17 protein-coding genes, 1 tRNA gene and 4 pseudogenes are annotated in these 24,610 nt (G+C 63.2%); 4 read left to right on the forward strand and 18 right to left on the reverse strand.

The window, feature by feature from the left end; translation table 11 throughout:
- Positions 1-30: 30 nt before the first annotated feature.
- The 5 genes from DIE13_RS13415 to DIE13_RS13440 all read right to left on the reverse strand — a co-directional run bounded on the left by DIE13_RS13415 (position 31) and on the right by DIE13_RS13440 (position 8,119).
- On the reverse strand, positions 31-489 hold the full coding sequence (locus tag DIE13_RS13415) for a CopD family protein (RefSeq protein WP_096502111.1): 459 nt from the start codon (positions 487-489) through the stop codon (positions 31-33).
- 249 nt (positions 490-738) lie between these two features.
- Positions 739-3,060 carry a DNA topoisomerase IV subunit A gene (parC, locus tag DIE13_RS13420; RefSeq protein ID WP_124827658.1) on the reverse strand — a complete coding sequence of 774 codons (2,322 nt, stop codon included), beginning with the start codon at positions 3,058-3,060 and terminating at the stop codon, positions 739-741.
- Between the two features lie 224 nt (positions 3,061-3,284).
- Positions 3,285-5,267: a DNA topoisomerase IV subunit B gene (locus tag DIE13_RS13425; protein ID WP_124827659.1), complete on the reverse strand. Its 1,983-nt coding sequence runs from the start codon at positions 5,265-5,267 to the stop codon at positions 3,285-3,287.
- Positions 5,268-5,535: 268 nt separating this feature from the next.
- Positions 5,536-7,521 (reverse strand): ATP-binding cassette domain-containing protein, encoded by a 1,986-nt coding sequence (locus tag DIE13_RS13430; protein WP_175751222.1) that lies wholly within the window; start codon positions 7,519-7,521, stop codon positions 5,536-5,538.
- 193 nt (positions 7,522-7,714) lie between these two features.
- Positions 7,715-8,119 carry a DUF4399 domain-containing protein gene (locus DIE13_RS13440; protein ID WP_124827661.1) on the reverse strand — a complete coding sequence of 135 codons (405 nt, stop codon included), beginning with the start codon at positions 8,117-8,119 and terminating at the stop codon, positions 7,715-7,717.
- Between the two features lie 197 nt (positions 8,120-8,316).
- Between DIE13_RS13440 and DIE13_RS13445 the strand changes: the two genes are divergently transcribed.
- From DIE13_RS13445 to DIE13_RS13460, 4 genes are all read left to right on the forward strand, one after another.
- Positions 8,317-8,499, forward strand: coding sequence for a rubredoxin (locus tag DIE13_RS13445; RefSeq protein WP_006478164.1), 183 nt, complete (start codon positions 8,317-8,319; stop codon positions 8,497-8,499).
- 156 nt (positions 8,500-8,655) lie between these two features.
- A tRNA-Arg gene (locus tag DIE13_RS13450) sits at positions 8,656-8,730 on the forward strand.
- Between the two features lie 205 nt (positions 8,731-8,935).
- The gene (locus tag DIE13_RS13455; RefSeq protein WP_124492260.1) at positions 8,936-9,112 is read left to right on the forward strand and encodes a type II toxin-antitoxin system HicA family toxin; all 177 of its coding nucleotides are present in this window, start codon (positions 8,936-8,938) and stop codon (positions 9,110-9,112) included.
- Positions 9,113-9,171: 59 nt separating this feature from the next.
- Positions 9,172-9,594 carry a type II toxin-antitoxin system HicB family antitoxin gene (locus DIE13_RS13460; protein ID WP_124827662.1) on the forward strand — a complete coding sequence of 141 codons (423 nt, stop codon included), beginning with the start codon at positions 9,172-9,174 and terminating at the stop codon, positions 9,592-9,594.
- Positions 9,595-9,608: 14 nt separating this feature from the next.
- On the opposite strand, the gene DIE13_RS13465 is transcribed toward DIE13_RS13460, so the two are convergent.
- From DIE13_RS13465 to DIE13_RS13525, 13 genes and pseudogenes are all read right to left on the reverse strand, one after another.
- Entirely contained in the window at positions 9,609-10,505 is an 897-nt protein-coding gene (locus DIE13_RS13465; protein ID WP_124827663.1) for a hypothetical protein, read from the reverse strand.
- Positions 10,506-10,610: 105 nt separating this feature from the next.
- On the reverse strand, positions 10,611-11,093 hold the full coding sequence (locus DIE13_RS13470; RefSeq protein WP_124827664.1) for a DUF2514 family protein: 483 nt from the start codon (positions 11,091-11,093) through the stop codon (positions 10,611-10,613).
- On the reverse strand, positions 11,090-11,539 hold the full coding sequence (locus tag DIE13_RS13475) for a D-Ala-D-Ala carboxypeptidase family metallohydrolase (RefSeq protein ID WP_124827665.1): 450 nt from the start codon (positions 11,537-11,539) through the stop codon (positions 11,090-11,092). The genes DIE13_RS13470 and DIE13_RS13475 overlap by 4 nt, the downstream gene beginning before the upstream one ends.
- A gap of 2 nt (positions 11,540-11,541) precedes the next feature.
- Positions 11,542-11,826 carry a phage holin family protein gene (locus tag DIE13_RS13480; protein WP_124827666.1) on the reverse strand — a complete coding sequence of 95 codons (285 nt, stop codon included), beginning with the start codon at positions 11,824-11,826 and terminating at the stop codon, positions 11,542-11,544.
- Between the two features lie 56 nt (positions 11,827-11,882).
- The gene (locus DIE13_RS13485; RefSeq protein WP_124827667.1) at positions 11,883-12,599 is read right to left on the reverse strand and encodes a hypothetical protein; all 717 of its coding nucleotides are present in this window, start codon (positions 12,597-12,599) and stop codon (positions 11,883-11,885) included.
- A complete protein-coding gene (locus tag DIE13_RS13490; protein ID WP_185731199.1) occupies positions 12,599-12,907 on the reverse strand; it encodes a hypothetical protein in 309 nt (102 codons plus the stop codon). Before DIE13_RS13490 ends, DIE13_RS13485 begins: the two co-directional genes overlap by 1 nt.
- Positions 12,907-13,644, reverse strand: a pseudogene (locus DIE13_RS33820) (DUF1983 domain-containing protein); the annotation flags it as partial. The gene DIE13_RS13490 and the pseudogene DIE13_RS33820, both read right to left, overlap by 1 nt.
- Before the next feature lie 4,302 nt (positions 13,645-17,946).
- Positions 17,947-20,514 (reverse strand): annotated as a pseudogene (locus DIE13_RS33690) (host specificity protein J); the annotation flags it as partial.
- A complete protein-coding gene (locus DIE13_RS13505; protein ID WP_124827669.1) occupies positions 20,511-21,074 on the reverse strand; it encodes a tail assembly protein in 564 nt (187 codons plus the stop codon). The pseudogene DIE13_RS33690 and the gene DIE13_RS13505, both read right to left, overlap by 4 nt.
- Positions 21,071-21,823 (reverse strand): C40 family peptidase, encoded by a 753-nt coding sequence (locus DIE13_RS13510; protein WP_124827670.1) that lies wholly within the window; start codon positions 21,821-21,823, stop codon positions 21,071-21,073. The genes DIE13_RS13505 and DIE13_RS13510 overlap by 4 nt, the downstream gene beginning before the upstream one ends.
- A 48-nt stretch (positions 21,824-21,871) precedes the next feature.
- Positions 21,872-22,219: pseudogene (locus tag DIE13_RS13515) on the reverse strand (phage minor tail protein L); the annotation flags it as partial.
- Between the two features lie 837 nt (positions 22,220-23,056).
- Positions 23,057-23,392, reverse strand: a pseudogene (locus DIE13_RS13520) (phage minor tail protein L); the annotation flags it as partial.
- A complete protein-coding gene (locus tag DIE13_RS13525; protein ID WP_124827671.1) occupies positions 23,389-24,609 on the reverse strand; it encodes a hypothetical protein in 1,221 nt (406 codons plus the stop codon). The gene DIE13_RS13525 and the pseudogene DIE13_RS13520, both read right to left, overlap by 4 nt.
- Position 24,610 lies beyond the last annotated feature (1 nt).

Here is a 24,610-nt window from a genome sequence, read left to right on the forward strand (position 1 = left end):
AGGCAATCGGCGCCGGGCGGCGCCGCAGGCTCAGAAGCCGCGCGACAGCACCGCCGCGCCGATCGTCACGACGCCCAGCACGAGATTGACGACGACGAGCAGGCGCACCGTGTTCACCGCGCGCGCGCCGTCCGGCCAGTTCTGCGCCTGTACCGCACGGCGGATGCGCGGGAACAGCGCGAAGCGGATATGACCGAAGATCAGCATCATCACGACGCCGAGCCCGGCCATCGCGTGCAGGGTCCACGTCGCGTGCGCGCCGCCGAACGCCATGAGCAGGAAGCCGCCGGACAGCAGGATCACGATCACCGAGCCGGACACCCAGTTGAAGAAACGGCCGAACACGCCCTCGATCAACGGCAGCCGCAGTTGCGGCGTCAGGTCGGACAGTGCCGGGCGCAGGCAGAAGTTCGCAAAAACCATGCCGCCCACCCACACGGCAACGGCCAGCAGATGAAGAAACAACGCGACGGAAACAGCGTGGGACATGGCGGCAATCCTGTGATGGGTTGAGTGCAACGAACAGCCGCGTCACGCGCGGTATCAAGCGACATTCGACCGGCGGACCGCCGCTCGGTTCAGACCCCTGGCAGCATTTCACAATATTTTGCAAGTTCCGCGCGACGGCGCCACTCTCGCCTACCTGAATACGGCGTCGCCGCAAAAGGAAAGGCCGCACGCCCGCCGAAGCGGAGGTGCAGCCTTCGATGCCGGTCGAGCCGGCGAGCGGATCGAGCGTCAGCCGAGCATCGGACGCAGTTCGTTGACGACCTTGAGCTTCGTGTCCGGCGCGCGGCCCTTGCGCGCGCGCTTGCCGATGTGCGGCGCGAGCCCCGCATACGACAGCGTGTCGTCCTGCGCCTTGCCGCCGCGGCCGGTGCCGATCAGCACGACGCCGGCCGGATCGATCGCGAGCGCCTGCACGAGCGTTTCCTTGTCCTCGAGCGCCATCAGGATCACGCCGCGCCCGCCGCCGGACAGCGTCTTCATCTCGTCCATCCCGAACACCAGCAGGCGACCGCCGCTCGACAGACACGCGACCTGCGTCGCGTTCGGCAGCACCGGCATCGGCGCGAGCGGCACCGCGCCCGTGTCGATCGTCATGAACGACTTGCCGGCCTTCACGCGGCTCACCATGTCGCCGACCTTCGCGAGGAAGCCGAAGCCGTTGCTCGACGCGAGCAGCAGTTGCTGGTCGACCGGCGCCGCATAGTAGTGCATCAGGTGCGAGCCCGATTCGAGCTCGATCAGCGACGTGACCGGCACGCCGTCACCGCGCCCGCCCGGCAGCACCGATACGTCGACCGAGTACACGCGGCCGCTGCTGCCCCACGCGATCAGACGATCCGGCGTGCGGCACTGGAACGCCGCGTACAGGCTGTCGCCGGCCTTGAACGAGAAGCTCGCCGGATCGAGCCCGTGGCCTTTCAGCGCACGCACCCAGCCCTTTTGCGACACGACGACCGTCACCGGCTCGTCGACGACCTTCGCCTCGAACGTCGCGCGCTTTTCCTGCTGGATCAGCGTGCGGCGATCGTCGCCGTACTGCTTCGCATCGGCCTCGATCTCCTTGATCATCAGCCGCTTCATCGCGCTTTCATTCGCGAGCAGTTCCTCGAGCTTCGCCTTCTCGTCGCGTAGCGCGTCGAGTTCCTTCTCGATCTTGATCTTCTCGAGCCGCGCGAGCTGGCGCAGGCGGATTTCGAGGATATCCTCGGCCTGCCGCTCGCTGAGGCCGAACGCGCTCATCAGCGCGGCCTTCGGCTCGTCCGATTCGCGGATGATGCGGATCACCTCATCGATGTTCAGGAAGACGATCATCCGCCCTTCGAGGATGTGGATGCGGTCGTCGACCTTCGCGAGACGATGGCGGCAACGGCGCGTCATCGTCAGCTGGCGAAACTTCACCCACTCGTCGAGGATCGTCAGCAGGCCCTTCTGGCCCGGCCGGCCGTCGGCGCCGATCATCACGAGGTTCAGCGTCGCGTTCGATTCGAGGCTCGTATACGCGAGCAACGTGTTCACGAATTCCGTCTGGTCGATCGTGCGCGACTTCGGCTCGAACACGAGCCGCACCGCCGCCTCCTTGCCCGACTCGTCGCGCACCGCATCGAGCAGGTCAAGCATCGCCTTCTTCGTGTTCAGCTGTTCGGGCGTGAGCGTCTTCTTGCCGAGCTTGAGCTTCGGGTTGGTGAGTTCCTCGATTTCCTCGAGCACCTTCTGGCCCGACGTGTTCGGCGGCAATTCGGTGACGACGAGCTGCCACTGGCCGCGCGCGAGATCCTCGATCTTCCATTTCGCACGCACCTTCAGGCTGCCGCGGCCGGATTCGTATGCCGCCGAGATTTCGGCGTCGCTCGAGATGATCTGGCCGCCGCCCGGGAAATCCGGGCCGGGAATCAGGTTCATCAGCTCCGCGTGCGTGAGCTTCGGATTGCGGATCAACGCGACTGCCGCCGCCGCGACTTCGCGCAGGTTGTGCGACGGAATTTCCGTCGCGAGACCGACTGCGATGCCCGACGCGCCGTTCAGCAACACGAACGGCATGCGGCTCGGCAGCGTCTTCGGTTCCTCGAACGAGCCGTCGTAGTTCGGCATGAAATCGACCGTGCCCTGGTCGATCTCGTCGAGCAGCAGTTTCGAAATCGGCGTGAGCCGCGCTTCGGTGTATCGCATCGCCGCCGCGCCATCGCCGTCGCGCGAGCCGAAGTTGCCCTGCCCGTCGATCAGCGGGTAACGCAGCGAGAAGTCCTGCGCGAGACGCACGAGCGCGTCGTACGCCGACTGGTCGCCGTGCGGGTGGTATTTACCCAGCACGTCGCCAACCACGCGCGCCGATTTCACCGGCTTCGCATCGGGGCCGAGGCCCATTTCGTTCATCGCGAACAGGATCCGGCGCTGCACCGGCTTCTGGCCGTCGCACACGTCGGGCAGCGCGCGGCTCTTCACGACGCTGACCGCATAGCTGAGATACGCCTGCTCCGCGTAGTTGCCGAGCGTCAGCGCATCGGCGTCCGGTGCGTCGGACCCGGCGAAGAGATCGGAAGTATTGTCGTCCATCTGAATTCCGTATTCGTAAGTGGCATGAGGCCGGGCCGGGCGTCATGCCCGGCCGCGCAGGCGCGGTGTAGCGTTCGATGCCAGACGGTGCCGATGCGCCAGCGGGTTCGCGTTCGCGGCAAGAAGCAAACCGCAGCGATGCCAGACGGCATCACAAGGATTTGCGACGCCGCCACGGGCGCGAACCCGCTGCGCATCAGTGCCGATCGGCGTCGAACACTGCACTAAATATCCGCTTCGACGTCGTTGCCCTTTTCCTCGAGCCAGCCGCGCCGCGCGGCTGCCTCGCCCTTGCCCATCAGCATCGTCATCCGCGCGACGGTCGCCTCGTAGTCGAGCTCGCCGAGCTTCACCGGCATCAGGCGGCGCGTGTCGGGGTTCATCGTCGTGTCCCACAGCTGCTCGGCGCTCATTTCGCCGAGCCCCTTGAAGCGGCTGATGCTCCATTGCGTGTCGCGCACGCCGTCCTTGCGCAGCTTGTCGAGCGTCGCTTCGAGTTCGCCTTCATCGAGGGCATAGAGCTTCTGCGCGGGCTTCTTGCCGCGCGCGGGCGCATCGATGCGGAACAGCGGCGGCCGCGCGACGTGCACGTGCCCACGCTCGATCAGCTGCGGGAAATGCTTGAAGAACAGCGTGAGCAGCAGCACCTGGATGTGCGAACCGTCGACGTCAGCGTCCGACAGGATGCAGATCTTGCCGTAGCGCAGGTTCGACAGGTCGACGGTGTCGTCGGGGCTGTGCGGATCGACGCCGATCGCAACCGAGATGTCGTGCACCTCGTTGTTCGCGAACAGGCGATCGCGCTCGGTTTCCCATGTGTTCAACACCTTGCCGCGCAGCGGCAGGATCGCCTGGTATTCCTTGTCGCGGCCCATCTTCGCGGAACCGCCCGCCGAGTCGCCCTCGACGAGGAACAGTTCGTTGCGCGCGATATCTTCCGTCTCGCAGTCGGTCAGCTTGCCCGGCAGCACCGCGACGCCCGAGCTCTTGCGCTTCTCGACCTTCTGGCCCGCGCGCGTGCGCGCCTGCGCCTGCTTGATCACGAGCTCCGCGAGCTTCTTGCCGTGCTCGACGTGCTGGTTCAGCCACAGTTCGAGCGCGGGACGCGAGAACGACGACACGAGCTTCACCGCGTCGCGGCTGTTCAGGCGTTCCTTGATCTGCCCCTGGAACTGCGGATCGAGCACTTTCGCGGACAGCACGAACGACACGCGCGCGAACACGTCTTCCGCGAGCAGCTTCACGCCCTTCGGCTGCAGGTTGTGCAGCTCGACGAAGCTTTTCACCGCCTGATAGAGACCGTCGCGCAAGCCCGACTCGTGTGTGCCGCCGGCCGGCGTCGGAATCAGGTTCACGTACGACTCGCGCACGAGGGAGCCTTCCTCGCTCCATGCGACGACCCACGATGCGCCCTCGCCCTCGGCGAACGTGTCGTCGGCCGAACGCGCATCGGCGAAGCGCTCGCCTTCGAACAGCGGGATCAGCAGCTCGCTGCCGTTCATCTCGTCGAGCAGGTAGCCGCGCAGGCCGTCCTCGTACTTCCATGTCTGACGCTCGCCGGTCTTCTCGTTGACGAGCACGACCTCGACGCCCGGCAGCAGTACGGCCTTCGAGCGCAGCAAGCGCTGCAGTTCGCCGAGCGGCAGGTTCGGCGAGTCGAAGTACTTCGGATTCGGCCACACCTGCACGCGCGTGCCGGATTTCTTCTCGCCGCGGCCCGCGCCTTGCGTCACGAGCGGCTTGACGACATCGCCGTCGGCGAAACCGAGCTCGGCGATCTTGCCGTCGCGCCAGACCGTCACGTCGAGGCGCGTCGCGAGCGCGTTCGTCACCGACACGCCGACGCCGTGCAGGCCGCCCGAGAACGTATATGCGCCGCCGGCGGCCTTGTCGAACTTGCCGCCTGCGTGCAGGCGCGTGAACACGATCTCGACGACCGGCACGCCTTCCTCGGGATGCAGCCCGAACGGGATGCCGCGGCCGTCGTCCTCGACCGACACCGACTGATCGGCGTGCAGCGTGACCGTGATCTGCTTGCCGTAGCCGCCGAGTGCCTCGTCGGACGCGTTGTCGATGACTTCCTGAATGATGTGCAGCGGATTTTCGGTACGGGTGTACATGCCGGGCCGCTGCTTGACCGGCTCGAGGCCCTTGAGCACCTTGATCGATGCTTCGCTGTAGGCCGCGCTGGGCTTCTTCGTTGACATAGGCGCTGAATTTCGTCGTTCATCGGGACGTTTTCCACATCTCGTGTGGATAACGTCGTGGACAAAGCGTTGAGTTCCGTAAAAAAGCGAATCGAAACAACGGTGTGCTTGGACTGCTCCGAAAGCGGGCGCGCGGCATGCGCTGCGCGGCCCGGGACGCGCGGTATTTTACTGGTTCCGCGTGGCGCGCCACCGCAAGATCGTCACACCGCGCCACCGGCCGGCCACCGCGCGTGCGGCACCGGCCCGGCGGCCCGCGTGCCGTGGGTCAGACCGGTTTGCGTTTCGCCTCGAGCGTCTCCCACCGCTCGAGCGCGGCGAGCAGTTCGTCGTCGATCGCCGCGAACCGCTCGGTCAGGCGCGTGCCTTCCTGCGGATCCTTCGCGAAGATCGAGCCGTCCTCGAGCTGCGCGTTGATCGTCTTCTGTTCTTCCTCGAGCGCGGCGATCTTCTCCGGCAGCGCATCGAGTTCGCGCTGCTCGTTGAACGACAGCTTCACCGTGCGCTGCGCGTTGCGGCCGGCCGCGCTTTTCGCCGCCTCGTCCTTGACCGGCGCCGCGTCTTTCACGGCGCGCTTCGCCGCTTCCTGCTGCGCGAGCTGCTGCGACCGCTCGCTCTGGATCTGCCAGTCGGTGAAGCCGCCGACGTACTCGCGCCACTTGCCGTCGCCTTCGGCCGCGATCACCGACGTCACGACGTTGTCGAGGAATGCGCGGTCGTGGCTGACGAGCAGCACCGTGCCGTCGTAATCGGCCAGCAGCTCTTCGAGCAGTTCGAGTGTCGGGATGTCGAGGTCGTTGGTCGGTTCGTCGAGCACCAGCACGTTGGCCGGGCGCGCGAACAGGCGTGCGAGCAGCAGCCGGTTGCGCTCGCCGCCCGACAGCGACTTCACCGGCGAACGCGCGCGTTCCGGCGCGAACAGGAAGTCGCCGAGATAGCTCATCACGTGCTTGCGCACGCCGCCGATCTCGACCCATTCGCTGCCCGGGCTGATCGTGTCGGCCAGGCTCTTTTCCTGGTCGAGCTGCGCGCGCATCTGGTCGAAGTAAGCAACCTGCAGGTTCGTGCCGGTGCGCACCGTGCCTGCGTCGGGCTTCAGCTCACCGAGGATCAGCTTGAGCAGCGTCGTCTTGCCCGCGCCGTTCGGGCCCACGAAACCGATCTTGTCGCCGCGCATGACCGTCGTCGAGAAAGTGTCGACCACCGTGCGATCGCCGTAGCGTTTCGTCACGTCGGTCAGCTCCGCGACGATCTTGCCCGACTTCTCGCCCTGCGCGACGTCGAGCTTCACGTTGCCTTGCGCGTTGCGGCGCTCCGCGCGATCGTTGCGCATCTGCACGAGCCGCGCGATGCGCCCGACGCTGCGCGTGCGGCGCGCCTCGACGCCCTTGCGGATCCACACTTCTTCCTGCGCGAGCAGCTTGTCGAACTTTTCGTTTTCCACGCGCTCGACTTCCAGCTGCTGCGCCTTGCGCGTCTGGTACGCCGAGAAATTGCCCGGATACGACAGCAGACCGCCGCGATCGAGGTCGACGATGCGCGTCGCGACGCGGTCGAGGAACGCGCGATCGTGCGTAATGAACAGCAGGCCCGCGCGCTGCGTGACCAGCAGCTCTTCCAGCCAGCGGATGCCGTCGAAGTCGAGGTGGTTGGTCGGTTCGTCAAGCAGCAGCACGTCGGGCTGCAACACCAGCGCGCGTGCCAGCGCGACACGCTTCTGCATCCCGCCCGACAGCGCGTCGACCTGTGCGTCGCCGTCCGTCAGGCCGATCTGTGCGAGCGTCATCGACACACGCGTGCGCCAGTTCCACGCGTCGTGCGTATCGAGCGACGACTGCAGCGCGTTCATCCGCGCGAGCAGCGCGTCGTGCTCGGCACCTTCCGGCGTCTCCGCAAGACGGTGCGCGATCGAGTCGTATTCTTCGAGGACTTCGCGCGTATGCGTAAGCCCCGACGCCACCGCGTCGAACACCGTCGCGCCGGGCTCGAATTCGGGCTCCTGCGGCACGTAGACGGTCACGAGCTCCTGCTGGCGCGTGATCAGCCCGTCGTCGGGCTTCGCCAGCCCTGCAACGATCTTCAGCAGCGACGACTTGCCCGCGCCGTTGCGACCGATCAGGCCGACGCGCTCGCCGGCCTCCAGCGAGAAGTCCGCGTGGTCCAGCAACGCGACGTGACCGAACGCGAGTTGCGCGCCGGTAATGGAATAGAGCGACATGGGGAGACGGCGAAGAGAGAAATCGGAAGCGCCCATTGTACCGGTGGCGGACGTCCGCGCCGGGATGGCCGAACGGACTAGGCCGATGTGCGCTTCTTTTTACGCTGCGGGTGCGTGACGGCGTGTGCCCGGTGGAGGGGCCCGCATGCGATGCCTTGGCGTTGCGCAAGGCCTGCGGCGGACATCCGGCCGCAGTTCCCGGCCGGGCGTCCGCTGCGGGCGGCGCGTTTTACTGCACGTTGATCGTGATCGTCGAGCTCATTTCCGGACCGTACGAACGGTGTGCGCCGTCGCCGAATTGCAGCGTCAGCGTGTGCTGGCCAGGCGGCAGCTTCAAGTCGGTTTCGGTCTGGCCCTTGCCGAAGTGCAGCGAATGGTCGGTGGCCGGGATCACGTCGCCCTTCGGCACCGGCTTGCCGTCGATCAGCAGGTGATGGTGGCCCGTGTCCGGCGTCATGTCGCCGGCCGGCTTGAGTTCCATCCCTTCGAGGCCGAATTTCACGTGCACGGGGCTCGATACCGTCGCGCCGTCCTTCGGCTCGACGAAGAACACGCGCGCCTCGGCACGCGCGAGCGTCGACATGGCCAATGCCGCGACACAAACCGCGCCCGCGATCCATTTCTTGTTGAGCATCGTTTCCTCCTTCAGATTGAAAGGCTCACGAAGCATACACTGCGTGCCCGACCCGCGCGACGACGGCGGTTGTTCGCGATGCGTACGTTTAAAACGACGTTGCCGAGGCGTTCGGCGAAATTCCGGTACCATTGCGCCTTTCATCCGCCGGCCGTGCCGCAAGCGGCATCACCGACTTTCATCATCCCGAGCGCCACATGAGCGAAGTAACCGAATACCAGAGCTGGGTCTGCCTGATTTGCGGGTGGGTCTACAACGAAGCGGAAGGTCTGCCCGATGAAGGCATCCCCGCCGGCACCCGTTTCGCCGACATTCCCGCCGACTGGCGCTGCCCGCTGTGCGACGTGGGCAAGGAAGATTTCGTCGTCGTCGATTTCTGATTCCCGATTCTCGATTCCCGACCACGTTTTAACGCGCCAGCCGCGCATCGGCACGCATTCCGTGCGCCGATGCGCCGCGCGTTTGCTATACTCTGCGCGCTGTCCACACAGCCGTCCCGTATCGCGTGTTCAACACACGATACCGCGGACATGGCTCTCCCCGTAGTTCAATGGATAGAACAAGCGCCTCCTAAGCGCTAGATACAGGTTCGATTCCTGTCGGGGGGACCAAGAAGCCCCGCCCTTTCCTTTCCCAGCAAGCCTCCCCACGTAGTTTGGCGTAATTCTGGCGTAGCGCCAGATCATTTACACGCACATATCGCGCGCCCCTCCGGTTTAGCTCGGCGAGCCCGTAACGCCATGGCATAAACAAAAATGCTTGCGATGATAAGCATTTTTGTTTATAGTGTCTCCATGTTCACAACACGGAGGAACGGTGAAGCAGAGTGAATTCAAGAGGTGGCTCGCCGAACAGGGCGTGCGATTCGAAGAAGGTGCGAATCACACAAAGGCGTACCTGAACGGCAACCGGGCCACACTTCCACGACACCCGAGCAAGGAATTGAAGAAAGGGACGATGGAAGGAATCAAGAAGCAACTCGGTTTGAAATGAGGGAGGGCCCCGCAAGGGGCCTTCCCGACACCGTTTCTCAGCAGCAATGGAGAATGACTATGTTGCGCTATCCCGCGCGGTTTGAGCCGGACAATGAAAGCGGCGGATACGTCGTCACGTTCCGGGACATCCCCGAAGCAATCACTCAGGGCGACACTCTCGACGAGGCTCGCTCTATGGGCGCCGACGCATTGTTGACGGCGATGGATTTCTATTTCGAAGATAAGCGACCGGTTCCTCCGCCATCGAAAATCGAGAAGGACGAGGAGCTTATCGCGCTGCCTGCGAGCGTGTCCGCAAAGGTTCTGCTCTTGAATGAAATGCTGGCACAAAGTGTAACGCCAGCCGAACTGGCGCGCCGTATGGGCACCCGTCCGCAGGAAGTTACGCGGATCATGGATCTAGCCCATACGACGAAAATCGACACGCTTGCCGAGGCACTTGCCGCACTCGGCAAGCGTCTCGAGATCAGCGCCATATAGCAATCGGCCGGGCGTTACTTCTTCACCGGCTCAATGCCCCAGCACTGCGCAGACCGACCGTCCTCCGGGATGGCCTCCGGGTTGTACTTGCATTTGTTGATCGTATCCAGCGCGACGCTGTAGCGCTGGACCAACGGATCAGCAATGCCCGCGATTTGCACCTCGGTCACGGTCTGATCCGGCGTCGAGCAATCGGCGCCCATATGGGCCGGGTCCGGATTGAGCACCCCGCCCACCGTATCAAACTTGAATACGTTCGCGTTGCCCGTCGCAGCCGCATTGATTGCCTCATAGAGCGCCTTCGATGCTGTCGGGATAGCCGTCGCAATTGCATTGCCACCGCTATCGGCCGACGTCACAACCCGGTCGGCCGCGCACGACACGATCGGCAGTGCCGCGAACACGACGCGTCCTTTCAGGTACTCACGCCCGACATACGTGTAGATGTCTTTTTTGAACTGAGCGACTTGCGCGCGCTTCTCGTCCGTGTCGACGTAGCCGGACATGTCGTCCAACTCGAAGTTCACCAGCACCCACTCGCTGATGTTGACGTTTGCCTTCGCGAATTCCTCCACCGTCGGCGCCACGTCGTTTCCATCGGCCATGACGAGCTGGTGCAACGTCGTGCCATCAATGACGCCCGGGAATACGCCGATGTCTGCGCCTCGTGCCTGGAATGCCCCCTGCAACGCGGCGACGGTCGCCTGTGCGCCACCCGGCACCACCGCAGACGCGCCAGCTTCCGCCGCCGCCATTGCACGCGCTCGCGCCCCGGACGCGAGCGGCACACCCGAATATGTCAAACGAATCGCCGGACCAGCCACTGCCGGCGTCGACTCATCGCCGCCACCGCCGCCGCAAGCCGAAAGCGCGATCCCCGTCAAAACAGCTGCAATCAAGGTCTTTTTCATTGTGGTTCTCAGGTCGAAAATTGTTGTGTCCCCGGATTCCGTATTTTACATATAGATTACGAAGCCGGAAAAGCAGTAAGCCCATGGCAAGCATGGGCCGAGCTGCTAATGCGCCACCGCCCCCATCAGGGAGTCGTAGTCTCTTTCGCATTGCCCTCCGGCAATGCCCCGCTGGTCAGCGATTTGCGCGAACTCTCCCGCAGCCTCGTCAGTCCGGCCGAGCACGTCGGCGAGCAGATCGAGGGCGTCACCGGTTGCCTCGCTTCCGGCCTGAGCGGCGGAACCTCGCGCGCGCTCGACGAGCTCGGCGACTTGCTTGCGCAGGCCGTCAGCAGCAGAAGCAGCAGCGGCAGCATCAGCGACCGCCTGATCACGTTTCTTCGAAGCATCTTCAGCATTTCCTTGTTGTTGGCGAGCGATTCGATCGCTTTCGTCGCGCTCGCCGACGAGCTCGCGAATGCGCTGCGCTTGCATTTCTACCGTGTGCGATTGGTCGGCATCACGATGCCCCCTGAAATATCCGGTCGCGGCGCCGACGACCACCGACAGCACGATCGCCATCCACACCCGCGGATCGAGCCAGGTCATAGCCCCTCCGAATACGTCGTAGTCGCCGAGCCAAACGATGCTGTCAGCACCTGCCGACGCGGCTTCACGCCGGCTGTTGCGAGCCCGATATGCACCCACGTTCCTTCCTGGATGAGCTGATCGAATTCGATCGGCGACCGACTGATCACCCTGCAAATATCGAGCGGCGCCCCGAACTTCGGGCACACAAAGTCAGCGGCCAGCCCCGCCTGGTGAGCGCTGTTCGGGACACCGCCGACCGCGCGATTCAGCGCTGGCGATCGATAGCCCGACGTAATAATCACCGGTCGACCGCCGAGCAATTCACGCACGCGCTCGAGCGCTTCGGCGGTCCTTCGCAGGTTTGCCGCCACCGCCGCAGTTGGCGTGTTGTCGATCCCGCGCCGGCGCGCCGTGTCGCTCGCGATCAATTCGTCGAGCGTGAAATGTGCCGTGATATTTCCCATCTTCATTTCCCTCCGAATACCCGCTTTGCATTTCGTCGCAGCAGCACCTCGAGGTACTGCGAGCCGACGATGCCCAATGCACTGCCGAGGCCGAGCAGCGCGATCGGCGGCAAATCGGGGATCTGCAGGAGCGCAAGCCCCGCGACCATCGACGTCGCCGAACCGAGCACCGCACGCCCGACCACCAGTCGAACAGTCAATTGCTCGCTACCAACCAAAACTTTCGCAATGCCAATTAGTCCGCCCATAAGGATCAACTCCAAGATCGTCTTTTCGTGCTCTTGCATTACCGCTCCCCGTTCCCTGCCCGTAAAAAGAAAGGCCGCCAAGTGGCGGCCCCTCATCAAATAATTCCGGTTGCGTCCAACACCATAAAGCGCGAGTGCCATTGCTCCCGGAACCCAGTCCAATTTGGTTTTCGCCCCCCTCCGTACATCGTTGCTCCCCAAGAAACCGTATTGCCGCTTACGCGAATCGAACTCAGCTCGAGGCCCGCAGGGTCGTAACTCCACACCTGCCGAACTGGATAGATCCCGGACACGATCACCGGAACGCCATACGTCCTAGAGTCCCAAGGCGCCCCCGGTGCGCCGAGCACCGCCCAACCCGTTCCCGGCAGGTACTCGTTGTAGATCACATCGAGCACACGGAGAAACGGCTTCGACGAATCTGCGATCAACTCGCCGCGGTCATTGAAAACCTGCAGTCCGAATTTCCCGGCCGCCGTCGGCACGCGATCGAACAGGAAAAAGTTGACCGTGCACGGACGCTCAGTAATAAACGTTAGCGTGTACGTATTTCCGTTTACCGAAGTGCTCCATACCGTGATTCCGACACCGTCCGATGCATAGACGCCATACATCGGTCCCGCGGCGGCATTGAACGTGAACGAAACGTTCGGAAGCGTCGTATAGAACGGCCTGCCGACGTTATTAGTCGCGAGCAGAAGCACGCCATCCGCCGAGCTGGCCGACATCGCCTGCACCATCTGGTAGTTTGGTGTCGAACCGTCGATCTGATACATGCCGGTATCAGTGAATGCTTGAAATCCTGCCCCCATCAATACACCCCAAAAACGATCCAACCCGGCACCCGAACATATGCGGGGGAATTATCGGAATTCGCGCTGTAGCTCCAACTGACGCCGGACCTATCAATCGACACAACCGGCGACGGCTCGGCGCCAGATACTCTGTAAAAAATCTGCTGCGGCATAAACGCCCAAAACGGTTCGCCGCCGGACATGTCGGCGGCCACCCTCCCATCGACTCCTCCGGTCGGCACTATTCCGATAACTCGCCCCGCACGCGACTTCGCGTCGAGAATCAAACGGCCGGAGCCGTCAAAAATCTGAAGTCCGGCCGTCATCACCACATCCCCATGCGCACGCGAAGCACGCCGTTACCGTCATAAACCCGAACGCTGCTCCCATCGACCACCAGGCGATTTCCGCTTCCGTCCGAGGCGTTGATTTCGAACAGGCCGCTCTTATCGAGCCGCCAGCCCTGCCGCCCCGCGATGTAGTTATCCGACTGGATGTAACTGCCGATCATCGCGTTCGTAATCCAGCCGGTCCCGATCATTGCCTGACGGAGAAACACCTGGCCGCCCTGCACGACGAACGGCACGATCGACGATCCGCCGTTGTTCGGATCGACCACCGCAAACCGGCTCGCCGACACCAGCACCTGCGACTCGACAACACCATCGTTGTTGTCGATCCCGATGCCGATCCCTGCGATGTACGTCTTGCCGTCCGTCGTAACCTGCGTCTTGATCTGGTAGGACGCTGCGACACGTCCATTCAGATCCGCGTACGACTGCGCGACCGTCTGTACCGCCGCTTCGTTGTCGTTCGCTTTCGCACTGATCGTTGCAATCTGCGAAGCCTGCGCGCTGTCGGCATCCACTCGAGCCTGAGTCTCGACTTGGATACCGGCGAACAGATCCGCCTGATCCGACTGCAGCTGCGCGGTAACGGTATCGATCCGTTGTGCGAGCGCCATATCAGCCTCGGCTCGCGCCGACTGCTCCGAATAGACACCGGCCATGACCTGCGTCGAGCCGGCCGCCTGCCCCGTATCGCCGGCCATCGGCACGTTAATCTGTGCCGACACGCTTTCGATACGATTCGACAACGCGCTGTCGGCATCTGCCCGAGCCTTCTGCTCCGCCCCGATATTGGCGGTGTTCTGACCCACGGCCGCATTGATTGTGTCGATGCGACCGGACAAAGCGCCATCGGCGCTCGCACGCGTACTTGCCTCACTAGAAATCGCCGCGTTAGCGTCAGCGACCTTGCTCGACAGCGACGAGATCGCGCTCGCGTTGGCCGAGTCTCCGTCAGCGCGCGCTTTCTGTTCGGCGACGATCGCCGCGGTGTTACCGCCCGCAGTCGCCGTAACCGAGTCGATCCGCTTGCCCAGTGCCGAATCGGCATCGGTGCGTGCCGTTTGCTCCGATGCGATCGCCGACTTGTTGCTGTTCGCCGTCGACGTCACCGCATCAACGCGAGACGACAGTGCACTGTCTGCGTCGGCCCGAGCTTTTTGCTCAGTGACGAGTGCAGCCGAGTTTGCAGCCGCAGATGCACTGACGGTATCGATACGACCCGACAGTGCATCGTCGGCAGTGACCCGCGCGCTCGATTCCGTCGAGATCGCCGCCGCGTTGTTGGCGAGCCCGATATCCTGCGACAACGCCCAGGCCGCGCCATCCCACACCAACAGGCTGTTGTTCCCCACCGTGCTAACGGCATCGTTCCCAGTCGGGATATAGCGTCCCGCGCCCGCGAGCGCTTCGAGCTGCTGCCCCCATACGTAGATACCGCTGGTGCCGTCTCCCGCATACGTCGTCGACCCGTTGTACACCTGCGTGCGCAGAATGATCGACGTGTCCGACGTGGTGAACTGCGCCGTATAGATGACGCGCCACCAACCATCCGACAGCGGCACCGCTCCGTACGAATGCGTTCCCTTGGACAAGCCCGGCGCGGAAAACGCCCCGCTGGTCGCGTCGAATACGACACCACCAAACGTGCCGGTGTTGTTGCGGCAAAACACCTTGATTTGCAGCTTGGCGCGCTCGCCCGCCTTCACGTACAGCGAGCGGGTAAACGGCCGCGTCGGATCGATGTTCGGATATTGATCGACGTAGTGCTCACCGTCGTCCGTCGACTCCACCAGCTTCTGCGCCTTCCCGGAACCTGCCGGCGCAGCGATCGCATCCTTCACAATCGAGCACCGCACCTTCGACCACGCCCCGTTCGTGTAGTCCTCCGAATACCGAATCAGGTTCGTGCTGCCGAGATCGATCCATACGTCGTTCACCGCCTTGGCGACTGGCGTGATCGACTGTCGGAACGTCGTGTTTTTCGCATTGGTCTGTGCCTGCACCAGTGCGATGCTCTCCGCGTTTGCCGCGTCTCCGTCGGCGCGCGCAGTCTTTTCTTGCGTGATCGCGGCACCGTTCGCAGCGGCCGTCGCCGCGACCGTGTCGACACGCTTTCCGAGCGCTGTGTCGGCGTCCGCTCGGGCTTGCTGCTCCGTCGCGATCGCCGACTTGTTCGCACCGACGTCCGCCGTCACCGAGTCGACACGCTTACCAAGCGCCGAGTCGGCGTCGGCCCGCGCTGATCGCTCGGCCGAAATCGCAGCGGTATTGCCTGCCACAGTCGAACCGAGCGAATCGATACGCGTCGACAAAGCCGTATCGGCCGATGCGCGCGCCGACGTCTCGCTGCTGATCGCGGCCTTGTTACCGTTCGCCGTGGCCGTCACCGCGTCGATTCGGGTAGACAGCGCACCATCCGCGTCCGCCCTCGCCTTTTGCTCCCCGGTAATCGCGGCGGAATTCGCCGCTGCGGACGTCGTCACGCTATCGATTCGAGTCGCCAGAGCACTGTCCGCGGACACACGCGCATCGGCCTCGGTCGCGATCGCCGCTGCGTTGTTGGCCAACCCGGCATCCTGCGACAACACCCAATCAGTGCCATCCCAGACCAACAGACTGTTGTTACCGACCGTGCTGACGATGTTGGCGGCCGTCGGGACATAACGCCCGGCGCCGGCCAGCGCCTCGAGCTGCGCGCCCCACACGTAGACCCCGCTCACGCCGTCGCCGTTGTAATTGAAATCGGTGGTGTTGAGTGCCACACCGGTGCGAACAATAAAGGCCGTGTCGACCGTAGTGAATTTCAGTGTCTGAGAAATCCTCCACCAGCCGTCCGCCAGCGGGAACGCGGCGTACGACTGAACTCCGTTGGTAATCGCGGCACCGGAGAACTTCCCCGTTTCCGCACTGAAGATGACTCGCGCGTAAGAACCCGTGTTATGGGCGCAATACACCGCGAGAAACACACATGACCGCTCGGCCGCCTTGACGAAGACTGAACGCGTGTACGTGCCAGTCGTGTCGAGCCCTGCCGGCGTCTGGTCGAAATAGTGCGCGCTGGAATCCGTATTGGTAGCTTCCACCAACCGCTGCGCCGTCTGTGTTCCATCCGGCGCGGCAATCGCGGCGGCCACCACGGACGCGCGCTGCTTCGACCACGAACCCGTCGTGAAATCCTGTGAACTACGCAACAGGTTCGTGCTGCCAAGGTCGATCCAAACGTCATTGATCGCCTTGGCAATCGGCGTCACCGACTGCCGGAACGTCGTATTCTTCGCGTCGGTTTGAGCCTGCACCGCCGCGATGCTGTTGGCGTTCGCTGTGTCGCCATCGGCACGCGCAGATTGCTCCTGCGTAATGGCCGCTGCATTCGCGGCAGCCGTCGCCGTAACTGCGTCGACACGCTTACCAAGCGCGGTATCTGCATCTGCCCGCGCCTGCTGTTCAGCCGTGATCGACGCCTTGTTCGCGCCGACATCTGCCGTCACCGTGTCGATGCGCTTCCCGAGCGCCGTATCAGCGTTCGTTCGGGCCGTTACTTCACTGCTGATATCGGCCTTGTTTGCGTTCGTCGTCGCGGACACGGTATCGATCCGAGTCGACAACGCCGCATCCGCAGTCGCACGCGTATTCGATTCCGTTTGAATCGCACCCGCGTTTTGACCGACCGACACTTGCAACGAAGTAATCGCCGATGCATTCGCCGAATCCGCCGCAACGCGAGCGTTTCGCTCGTCGACGAGCAGTCCGCTTGGCAGCGACTCCAACTTCCCACCGGTCGGATCCTGCAACCCCGTGAGCTTCACCGACAGCTGCTGTCGCGCGGTCGTTTCGGCCGTGTCGGCAGTCGCCCGCGCCATCGCTTCGCTGGTGAGCGCAGCACTGCTTGCGCCCGGTGCAGGACGACCGACCGCAACCCAATCGATTTCGAAAAAATCCTTTGCCGTCGGCGCCAGCGCCAGATACACCCGAAGCTGGCTGACACTTCCGCTCCACGCATCGTTGAGCATCACAACCGCAATGCCGCTCTCATCGTAGTCCGGTTCCGGGATCTCCAAGTTCGACCACGTACCCGCGATGTTGCGACCGACGAATCCATACCAACCCGGATTACCGGTCTTGCGAATACGTAGACGAACCTGCCGGTACTCGTCGCCATTAATGTCGAGCGATGCCGGCGACTGCACGTAGCCCTTCGCGACCGACGGAGGCTTCATCCAGGACGCCGTTACCGTCGGTGTACCAGATTGCGCGGTCCACCCATCAACCCCGTTCGTGAAGTACCAGATCTGCGCGTAATCGAACTGCTCGCCGACTCCCGCCTGCAGTTGCGTGATTTGCTGCACGACCGACTCGTATTGCGTCACCCGTGCGTCACGTTCCTGCCCGATCAGGCCGCTCGTTACCTTACTGAGATCGGCACCGTCGTATCCGCCGCGAAGCTGTGTAGCCAGCAACTCACGTTGGTTTGCCTCCGCGTCGACTGCGGACGCGCGCGCAACCTGCTCGGACTGAATCGCGGACGTGTTCTTACCAATCGCCGCAGTGTTCGTGTCGATCCGACTCGACAGCGACGAGTCCGCCGATTGCCGTGCGGATTGCTCCGACGCGATCGAGGCGCCGAGCTTCGCTGCCTGATCGGCCAGTTCGCGCGCCTGCACATCGGACGCAGCCTTGATGGCCGCATCGCGTGCCGACGCCTCACCGGCGATCGCCGTCGTCCGAGCCGACGTCTCGGCCGCCAGCGCCGCCTGCCGCTCCTCCGCCTCCTTCTTGATGGCCGCAATACGGTCAGCGACCTCCTGCTCAATCTGTGCCGAGCGAACCGTTGCCTCTGCAGCGATCGCCGCGTTTCGTGCGAGCACTTCGTCCGACAGTGCTTTCGCGCGAGCTGCCGCCTCCGCGTTATCCGCGTTCGCACGAGCGGTTGCCTCTGCCGTGATCGCGCTGGTGCGATCCGATACCTCCTTCGCGATTGCCGTTGCGTTGCTCGATACGTCCTTCTGGATGCCCGGAATCGCATCGATCGGCTTCTTCAGGTCGTCCGAGAGGGCCGAATGCGAAATCTGACCTGCGAAGTACTTTTCGTACTCGGTTTCATCCGTCGTCGGCTGCCCCTGCACGCCCGGCCCGCTCGCCGGGAACCACGATCCGACGTTGCCGGACCGGTCGACGAGCCGCGCCCAGAAGTAGAACACCTGACCAGGCGCGAGACCTTGCATCGACGTCGACGCCTGCGGATACGCAAAATCCGACAGCTTGATTGCGTCAGCGCGATTCGTCGTGCGACTCTGCCAAATCTCCGTGCGCTGCGTATCGGCAGCTGTGCCGTCTGCCGGGAATGCCCAATCCAGATTGATCCCGTAGACTGCACCGACCGCCTTCAACGACGCGACGGCCGGCGGCGGCGTCGTTTTCCCGTTCAGCGCCGTTTCCGCACTGACGGCCGGCAGCGACGTTACGTTCATCACGTTCTGCGCACGCACGCGCGCCACGTACCGCCCTTGATAGATGCCCGGGATCTCGACTTGCAGGCCGCCCGTCTGTGCGACGCTGACCCAGTCGCCGTTATCCTTCCGCCATTCCGGCAAATAAGTCACCGCCTTGTCGGCGGCATCCCACGCGATCACCATGTTGGTTTTCGCGATGCCTTGGTCGATCACCGAATACGTCGTGATCCGGACATTGCTCGGCGGCGCCTGTACCGACGGCGGAACGACCGTAATCGGACGTTGCTGAATCTGTGCGCCGTCGTCGATCGCCGCGTACTTGCCCGGTTCGTGCTTCGTCGCGGTGACCGTGTATGCGATCTGCCCTTCGTCGTCGCTCTCCTGCACACTGACGACGCGGTAGAGCTGCGCGGCGAGCTTGTCGCTTTCCAGCATCCACACCGCACCCGGGATCGGATCCGCATCGAACCGATCAACCAAGGTCAGCACATCACCGTCGACAGACTTCACCGCGCGAGTTTGTGCGAGCCCCGACGGCAGAATTGCTGTGAAGCGATCGCCTGCCGCAACCGCGGGCGCCTTGTCCAGCACGATCACGTTGCCGACCGCCGAACGGAGTCGACCGCCCATGCGCGCGCCGGCCTTCTTCGGATCGGCAATCGCGATCACTTGCCCCGGTCCGACCAGCACGCCGTCCATACCGACCTGGAACGACACCGAGCCGGACTCATATCGCGACGTCAGCAGGATCCACAGCCCCAGGCGATGCGCCTGAGCCTGCGACGTGCAACCGAACGCCGTTACCTGCGTCTTAACGACGCCGTAGCGCGCGATACCATCGTCGTCCGGGACGTACTCGACAGCCTGCTTGTACTGATTCGTCGGGTCGTTGTAGCTCACGAGCGCGACCGTGTACCGCGTCTTGCGCTCGCTGCCGACATACCGAAACGCGCCGTCGATCACGTTGGCGGCGGTGTACACGTACACCGGATCGGACGGCATGTCGGCTGACGCGACAACCGCGCCCGGCCCCCAATACGCGATCCCACGAAACACGCTCGCCAGATCCTGCAATACCTTGAACGCGTCGGCCGCCGACTGGATCACGCAGTTACACGTAAATCGTGGCTCAACACCGCCACGGCCGTCCGACACCATCACGTCGCAATACCGCGCGATCTCGTACAACCCCCACTTGTCGACCATCGATGCGTCGACGTTTTTGCCGAGACCGTAGCGCGCATTCAGCAGCAGGTCATAGAACACCCATGCAGGGTTGTTCGACCACGCCATCTTGAATGTACCGTCCCACACCCCCGAATACGTCCGCGTCGTCGGATCGTAGTTCGACGGAACACGGATAATCAAGCCGCGCACGCCGTACGAGCGCACCGGCACCTGCGAAAACGATCGCGCGTCGAACGTCATGCCGACGAGTGCCGTCATCGGATAGCGCAGCTTGCGATCGATGACTTCCGCGATCGCTTCGATGTTTACCGTGTCGGCGATCAGCGCGCTATGCGCGTTCGGCGTGATACGACGCACACGCACCAGCCACCCTGTTTTTGCACGCGGCAATTCGATCCGATGCGATCGCTCATAGAGCGACGTCGTCTTGCCGTCGAACGCGCCTTGCAAGACCTGCGCATATGAACCGCCGTCGACCGACAGATCGATCGCATATTCCACGCGATAGCCGACCGCGCCGGCCGACGGGTCGTTTTTCTGCAGGGCCGGCAGGCCGAATCGAATACGCACCGCCGTGAGCTGCGTGTTCTGCACCTGACGCACCCACGGCGCGTCAGACGTCAGCGGTACGCCGACGGCCGATTCACGCTCGACCGCTGGAAAACCTGCTATGAAGTCCTGATCGACCGTGCCAGTTCGGACGTCGACGCTGTAATTCTGGAAGTTGACCGAGCCGTCCGCGTTCTGGATCGGAGTGCCATCGAGATACACCGACTGCAGGCCGTTGATGAGACCTTCGATTTCGCCTTCCGAGACAATGTCGAGCACCTTCGCGCGTGCGATGGAATGCAGGCTGTCGGGCGACTCGCTGCCACCACCACCGCCACCACCGCCCTTTGCGCCACTGATACGTTTCGGGCCAGACTCTGCATATAGCTTTTTCACACCTGATCCTCTGTGTAGATGCCCGAACTCGCGACCTTTGAACCCACGACCAGCTCGCCGTAAGTGAGCGACACCGGCTCGCCTTGCGCCGGACTATTCACCGGCCCATTGAAGTAGTAGGACGTGCCGTTGTCGGCCACGCCTGCGAGTCCTGGCTGCTGCGGGCTTAACATCTGCGCAACGCCACCAAGCGCCAGTGAGGCACCCATCCCGATCAACGACGGCTGCTCGAACACAAATCCGACCACCATCAACGCGGCGCCCAGAATCGTTTGAAACAAACCGCCGGCCTTGCTGCCGATAATTACGGGCGCGATTCGAATCGCGTCACTCCCGACAGGCGCGTCGAGATCGTCTTTGCTCAAGTTTCGGCGCCCGTTGAACACCGCGAACGTCAGCCCCTTTCCGCGCGCCTCCAACAGAAATTGCCGAAAGCCCGGAATCAGTACCGACAGCGCGCGCACCGCCTCCGCGGTCGACGACACCGCTAGGCGATGCACTCGCCCGAACCGCGTACCCGCGATCCCGTAGAGCCGCACCTCCCGCAATCGCTCGCTCATCGCGCACCTCCGACATACCGGAGGACCGTCGTGCACGAGTCGCGCCACATCGAGCCCCACACCGCGCGACAGGACAGCCGCCCATACATGTGATGCGCGAACATGCCGTCGCCGAGATACACGCCCGAATGGTTCGGCACGCCGTTTTTGCTCCGCACCTGCATCAGCAGCACGTCGCCCGGCTCGAGCACGGCATCACGGCCCACGTCGAGAAATCCTGCGTCCTGGTAGTGCGCGATATACAGATTCGAGTAGCCGTCGTCCCACCAGCCATCCTTGCGCTCGAAGTCCGGGAGCACGGTCCCGCGCTCGGCGAGATACCAGTCGCGCACCAGCGCATAGCAGTCGAGTACGCCATGCACGTACTCGCGGCCGTACAGCGGCGCGACGTAGCCACTCGGCGCGAACTCGCACCAGTCGTCGACTCCGATCGCCCCGTCGGCCTGCACACCGAGCGAGACGATCACCCACGATGCGATGCCCGCGACTTCGCACATCGCGAGATCCCCCATGCTCGGCTGGGCTGTCGCGTTCGGATGCGAGTGCACGATCGCGACAATCGCGCCGACGTCTTCGGCCGCCGCATAGTCTTCGGGTGCGAGCACGAATTGCTCGGTCGGCGACTTCGCGACGTTCTGGCAAGGCACATACTCGTCGGCCGTCTCGCCCCTGACGATCAGGCCGCAGCACTCGCGCGGGTACTCCGCAATCGCGTGCTGCGCGATCGCTTGCTTGATTCGTTCGTCCATTAAAAAACCCGCCAGAAGGCGGGTCCGTGAAGAGAGATTGATCGACGGCTAGGCGAGCGTGTCGCACAAAAAGCCGCCCCACGATAGCGGGTTATTGACGCCAAATCGGCATTCGCATCCACTGGTTTTCTGGCTGCAACGATCCAAAGCAGGATCGCCTACCGGCATATCGTTCTTGTCGAAAAACACCATTGCGGTGTACCCACATTCAGGGCCGCGATAGCGCCACTGACACATGCCGACCATCTGCCGCGCCGGCACCTGTTGTCCACCAAAGTCGAGCGGCGACGACAGCGTGAACTCGACCTGTACGCCCGGTTGCTCGTCGCTTTTCTGTTCGATTCGCCACTGTTCGTCGGGCCACTTCTCATTCGGGTCAGCAGTCGGGTTATTGCCTGCGACACCGGACCCTGACCACGTGAGCGCCGAAGACCTTGCCGGCGCGGACGCAAACTGCACGACCCCATCCGGGGCCAGCGCATAGTCGGTTGCGGTCTTCGCCGCTCCCGCCGTCGGAATGTATGCCCCCGCAACGTCACCAAGCTCGCAGTGCTGCGCCCAGTGGTACAAGAAGCTCGTGCCGTCGCCCGCATACATCTGCGTCGGGACATCGAGCGTCCCGGTCCACACGATCGCCCGGAAAATGTGATCCGTCCCGGTGTCAGCGGGAAATGCGACCGTCTGCCCGATTTCCCACCATCCATCGCGCAGGCCATTGACCCAGTACGTTCGCTCGTACGTCCCGTTGCCTATCGTTTTGAACTGCCCCGTTTTCAGGTCGACCAGAATTCCAGAGTAGGAATTCGTCGGCGACCCGTAGACGCGCAATTCGATCAGATTGAGCGAGCCCGCTTTGAAGAAGCCGTATCGCGTCGCCTTCAGCCCGGCGTCGTAAGAAGCGTGCTGATCAAGATAGTGCGCACCGCTTGCTGTTGACGGAATCAACCGCTGAACACCGCCCGCATCGTCGGGATTAGGCGATGCCATTCCGGGATCGCTCGACACGCTCAACAGCGAACGCTGCCAGCCCGAAGCCGCAAAATTCTGCGAGTTGATGAACTGATTCGTTCTCGGCGTCGGATAAAGCAACCGGTCGCCCTGCCAGTCGCTTCGACGAATCGCGCTCACGTTCACATCGCGCACGACCGGCAAGCTATCCGGTCCGACGAGCTGGTACGCACGTGTTACGCCGTCGCCAGTCGCGAACCGCTGATTCGATACCACCTGTTCGACAGGGAAGTTGATCGCATCCAGGTACTTCGCGAGCGTGCGCCGCCGGAACACCTTCGCGCCGACCAGATCATCGAGCGCGATACACAGCGCCGTGATCGTGCCGTTGATGTCGCCGACCGTGAGTGTCGGCGACGGTTGCCGCGCATCCGACGTTCGCTCAAATCCGGCCCCCTGAATCGGCCAGGGCTTATATTCGAGCCCCTGCCAAGCGATCGACTCCGACTGCGAATGACCATGGAATCGAAGGACGTCACCCCCGATTTCCGAACAGTCGACCTCGAAAAGCTGGATTCGATGACCGGGCTCGAGCGACTGAATATCTGCTGTGATCGTCACGTTGTAATCCCCGCGATCCTCATAACCCGCGGATAGAGCGGTCCGACCGGTTGAGTCTTCTTGAGCAAGAGCTGCAGCGTGTACTTCTTACCCGGCGTAAGCCCGTCCTTTGCGAGAGTAGCCACAAGCTTTTCGCGTCCACCCAAGCCCGCATCCGCCGCCGCGACGGTCGAAACGTCGTCCTGCCCGTCGAACACAACGGTCGCGCCGTCCGCGATGCGGAACCGCATCAGCACGTCCGTCGCACCCCCGACACCAGCCGCTAGATTCAGCGCGGCTGTTGCAGTCGCCATGATGGTCCCGCCCGCACCGACTACAACGTCTACCGATAGACGGGTTTCATAGGCACTCGGGTTGAGGTCCGTTTCCGTTCCGCCGTTGGCGCTAAACACCGCCGGCCGCGTCATATTCCCGGCATGCCACGGGCTCACCAGATTTCCGTTGTCCCACGGCGTTTTTCCTGCGAAGGTCGGACGCGACCCGATCGAGCATCCCGCGCCCGTTCCGTCGATCGTCACCTTGTCGTCTTTCAGGCTGTAGGTGAATGGACGAGCGGTATCCCAGTTTCCGAACTGGTCCCCGGCCGCCGTACGCATCAGGTAGAGCGCGGTACTATCCTTCCGCCAGAACGTCCCGTAATCGCCGCTGGATACCATGCGATAGGCGTTTGTCGAGCGACACTGCATCTCGCCGGTTGCGAGTACCTTCCCACCGACCGTCACGTCTCGCCCAATGCTCGCGTCCGTGCCGATCGTCGCACTACCTCCAACGGACTGATTGCCGATAACGGTTTCGTCCGGGGTATACGAACGGCCCCGCATGAGGATTCGCCACGATTTCACGCCGTCGGTGTCCAACAGCACGCTCTCACCCGAGTTGAGTCGGCCGAGCGCCAGAGAATCACCAGAGCCGGCGGCCACCGCGAGCGAAAGCACCCCACCGCTCACGTTTCGAATAAGCATCACGCCATCCGCCGGACACGTCGACGCGACCGGCAGGTTGATCGTGCCACCGCCTGTGATGTTGACGCCGATACGCTTACCGATATGGGCTGCCGTCAAAGCTTGCGAAGTTGCGATCGAACCCGCGGTCGTCAGCGCCGCCTGGGTGCTCAAGACATCGACGTTCGCATTGAACCTCGTGTTCGCTGTGCGCTGGTCATCGCCGCCTGCACCGGTCGGCGCAGTTCCAAGGTTTGCTTTTTGAAGTGCTGACATG

This window comes from Burkholderia sp. Bp9016, assembly GCF_003857765.1.
GTDB lineage: Bacteria > Pseudomonadota > Gammaproteobacteria > Burkholderiales > Burkholderiaceae > Burkholderia.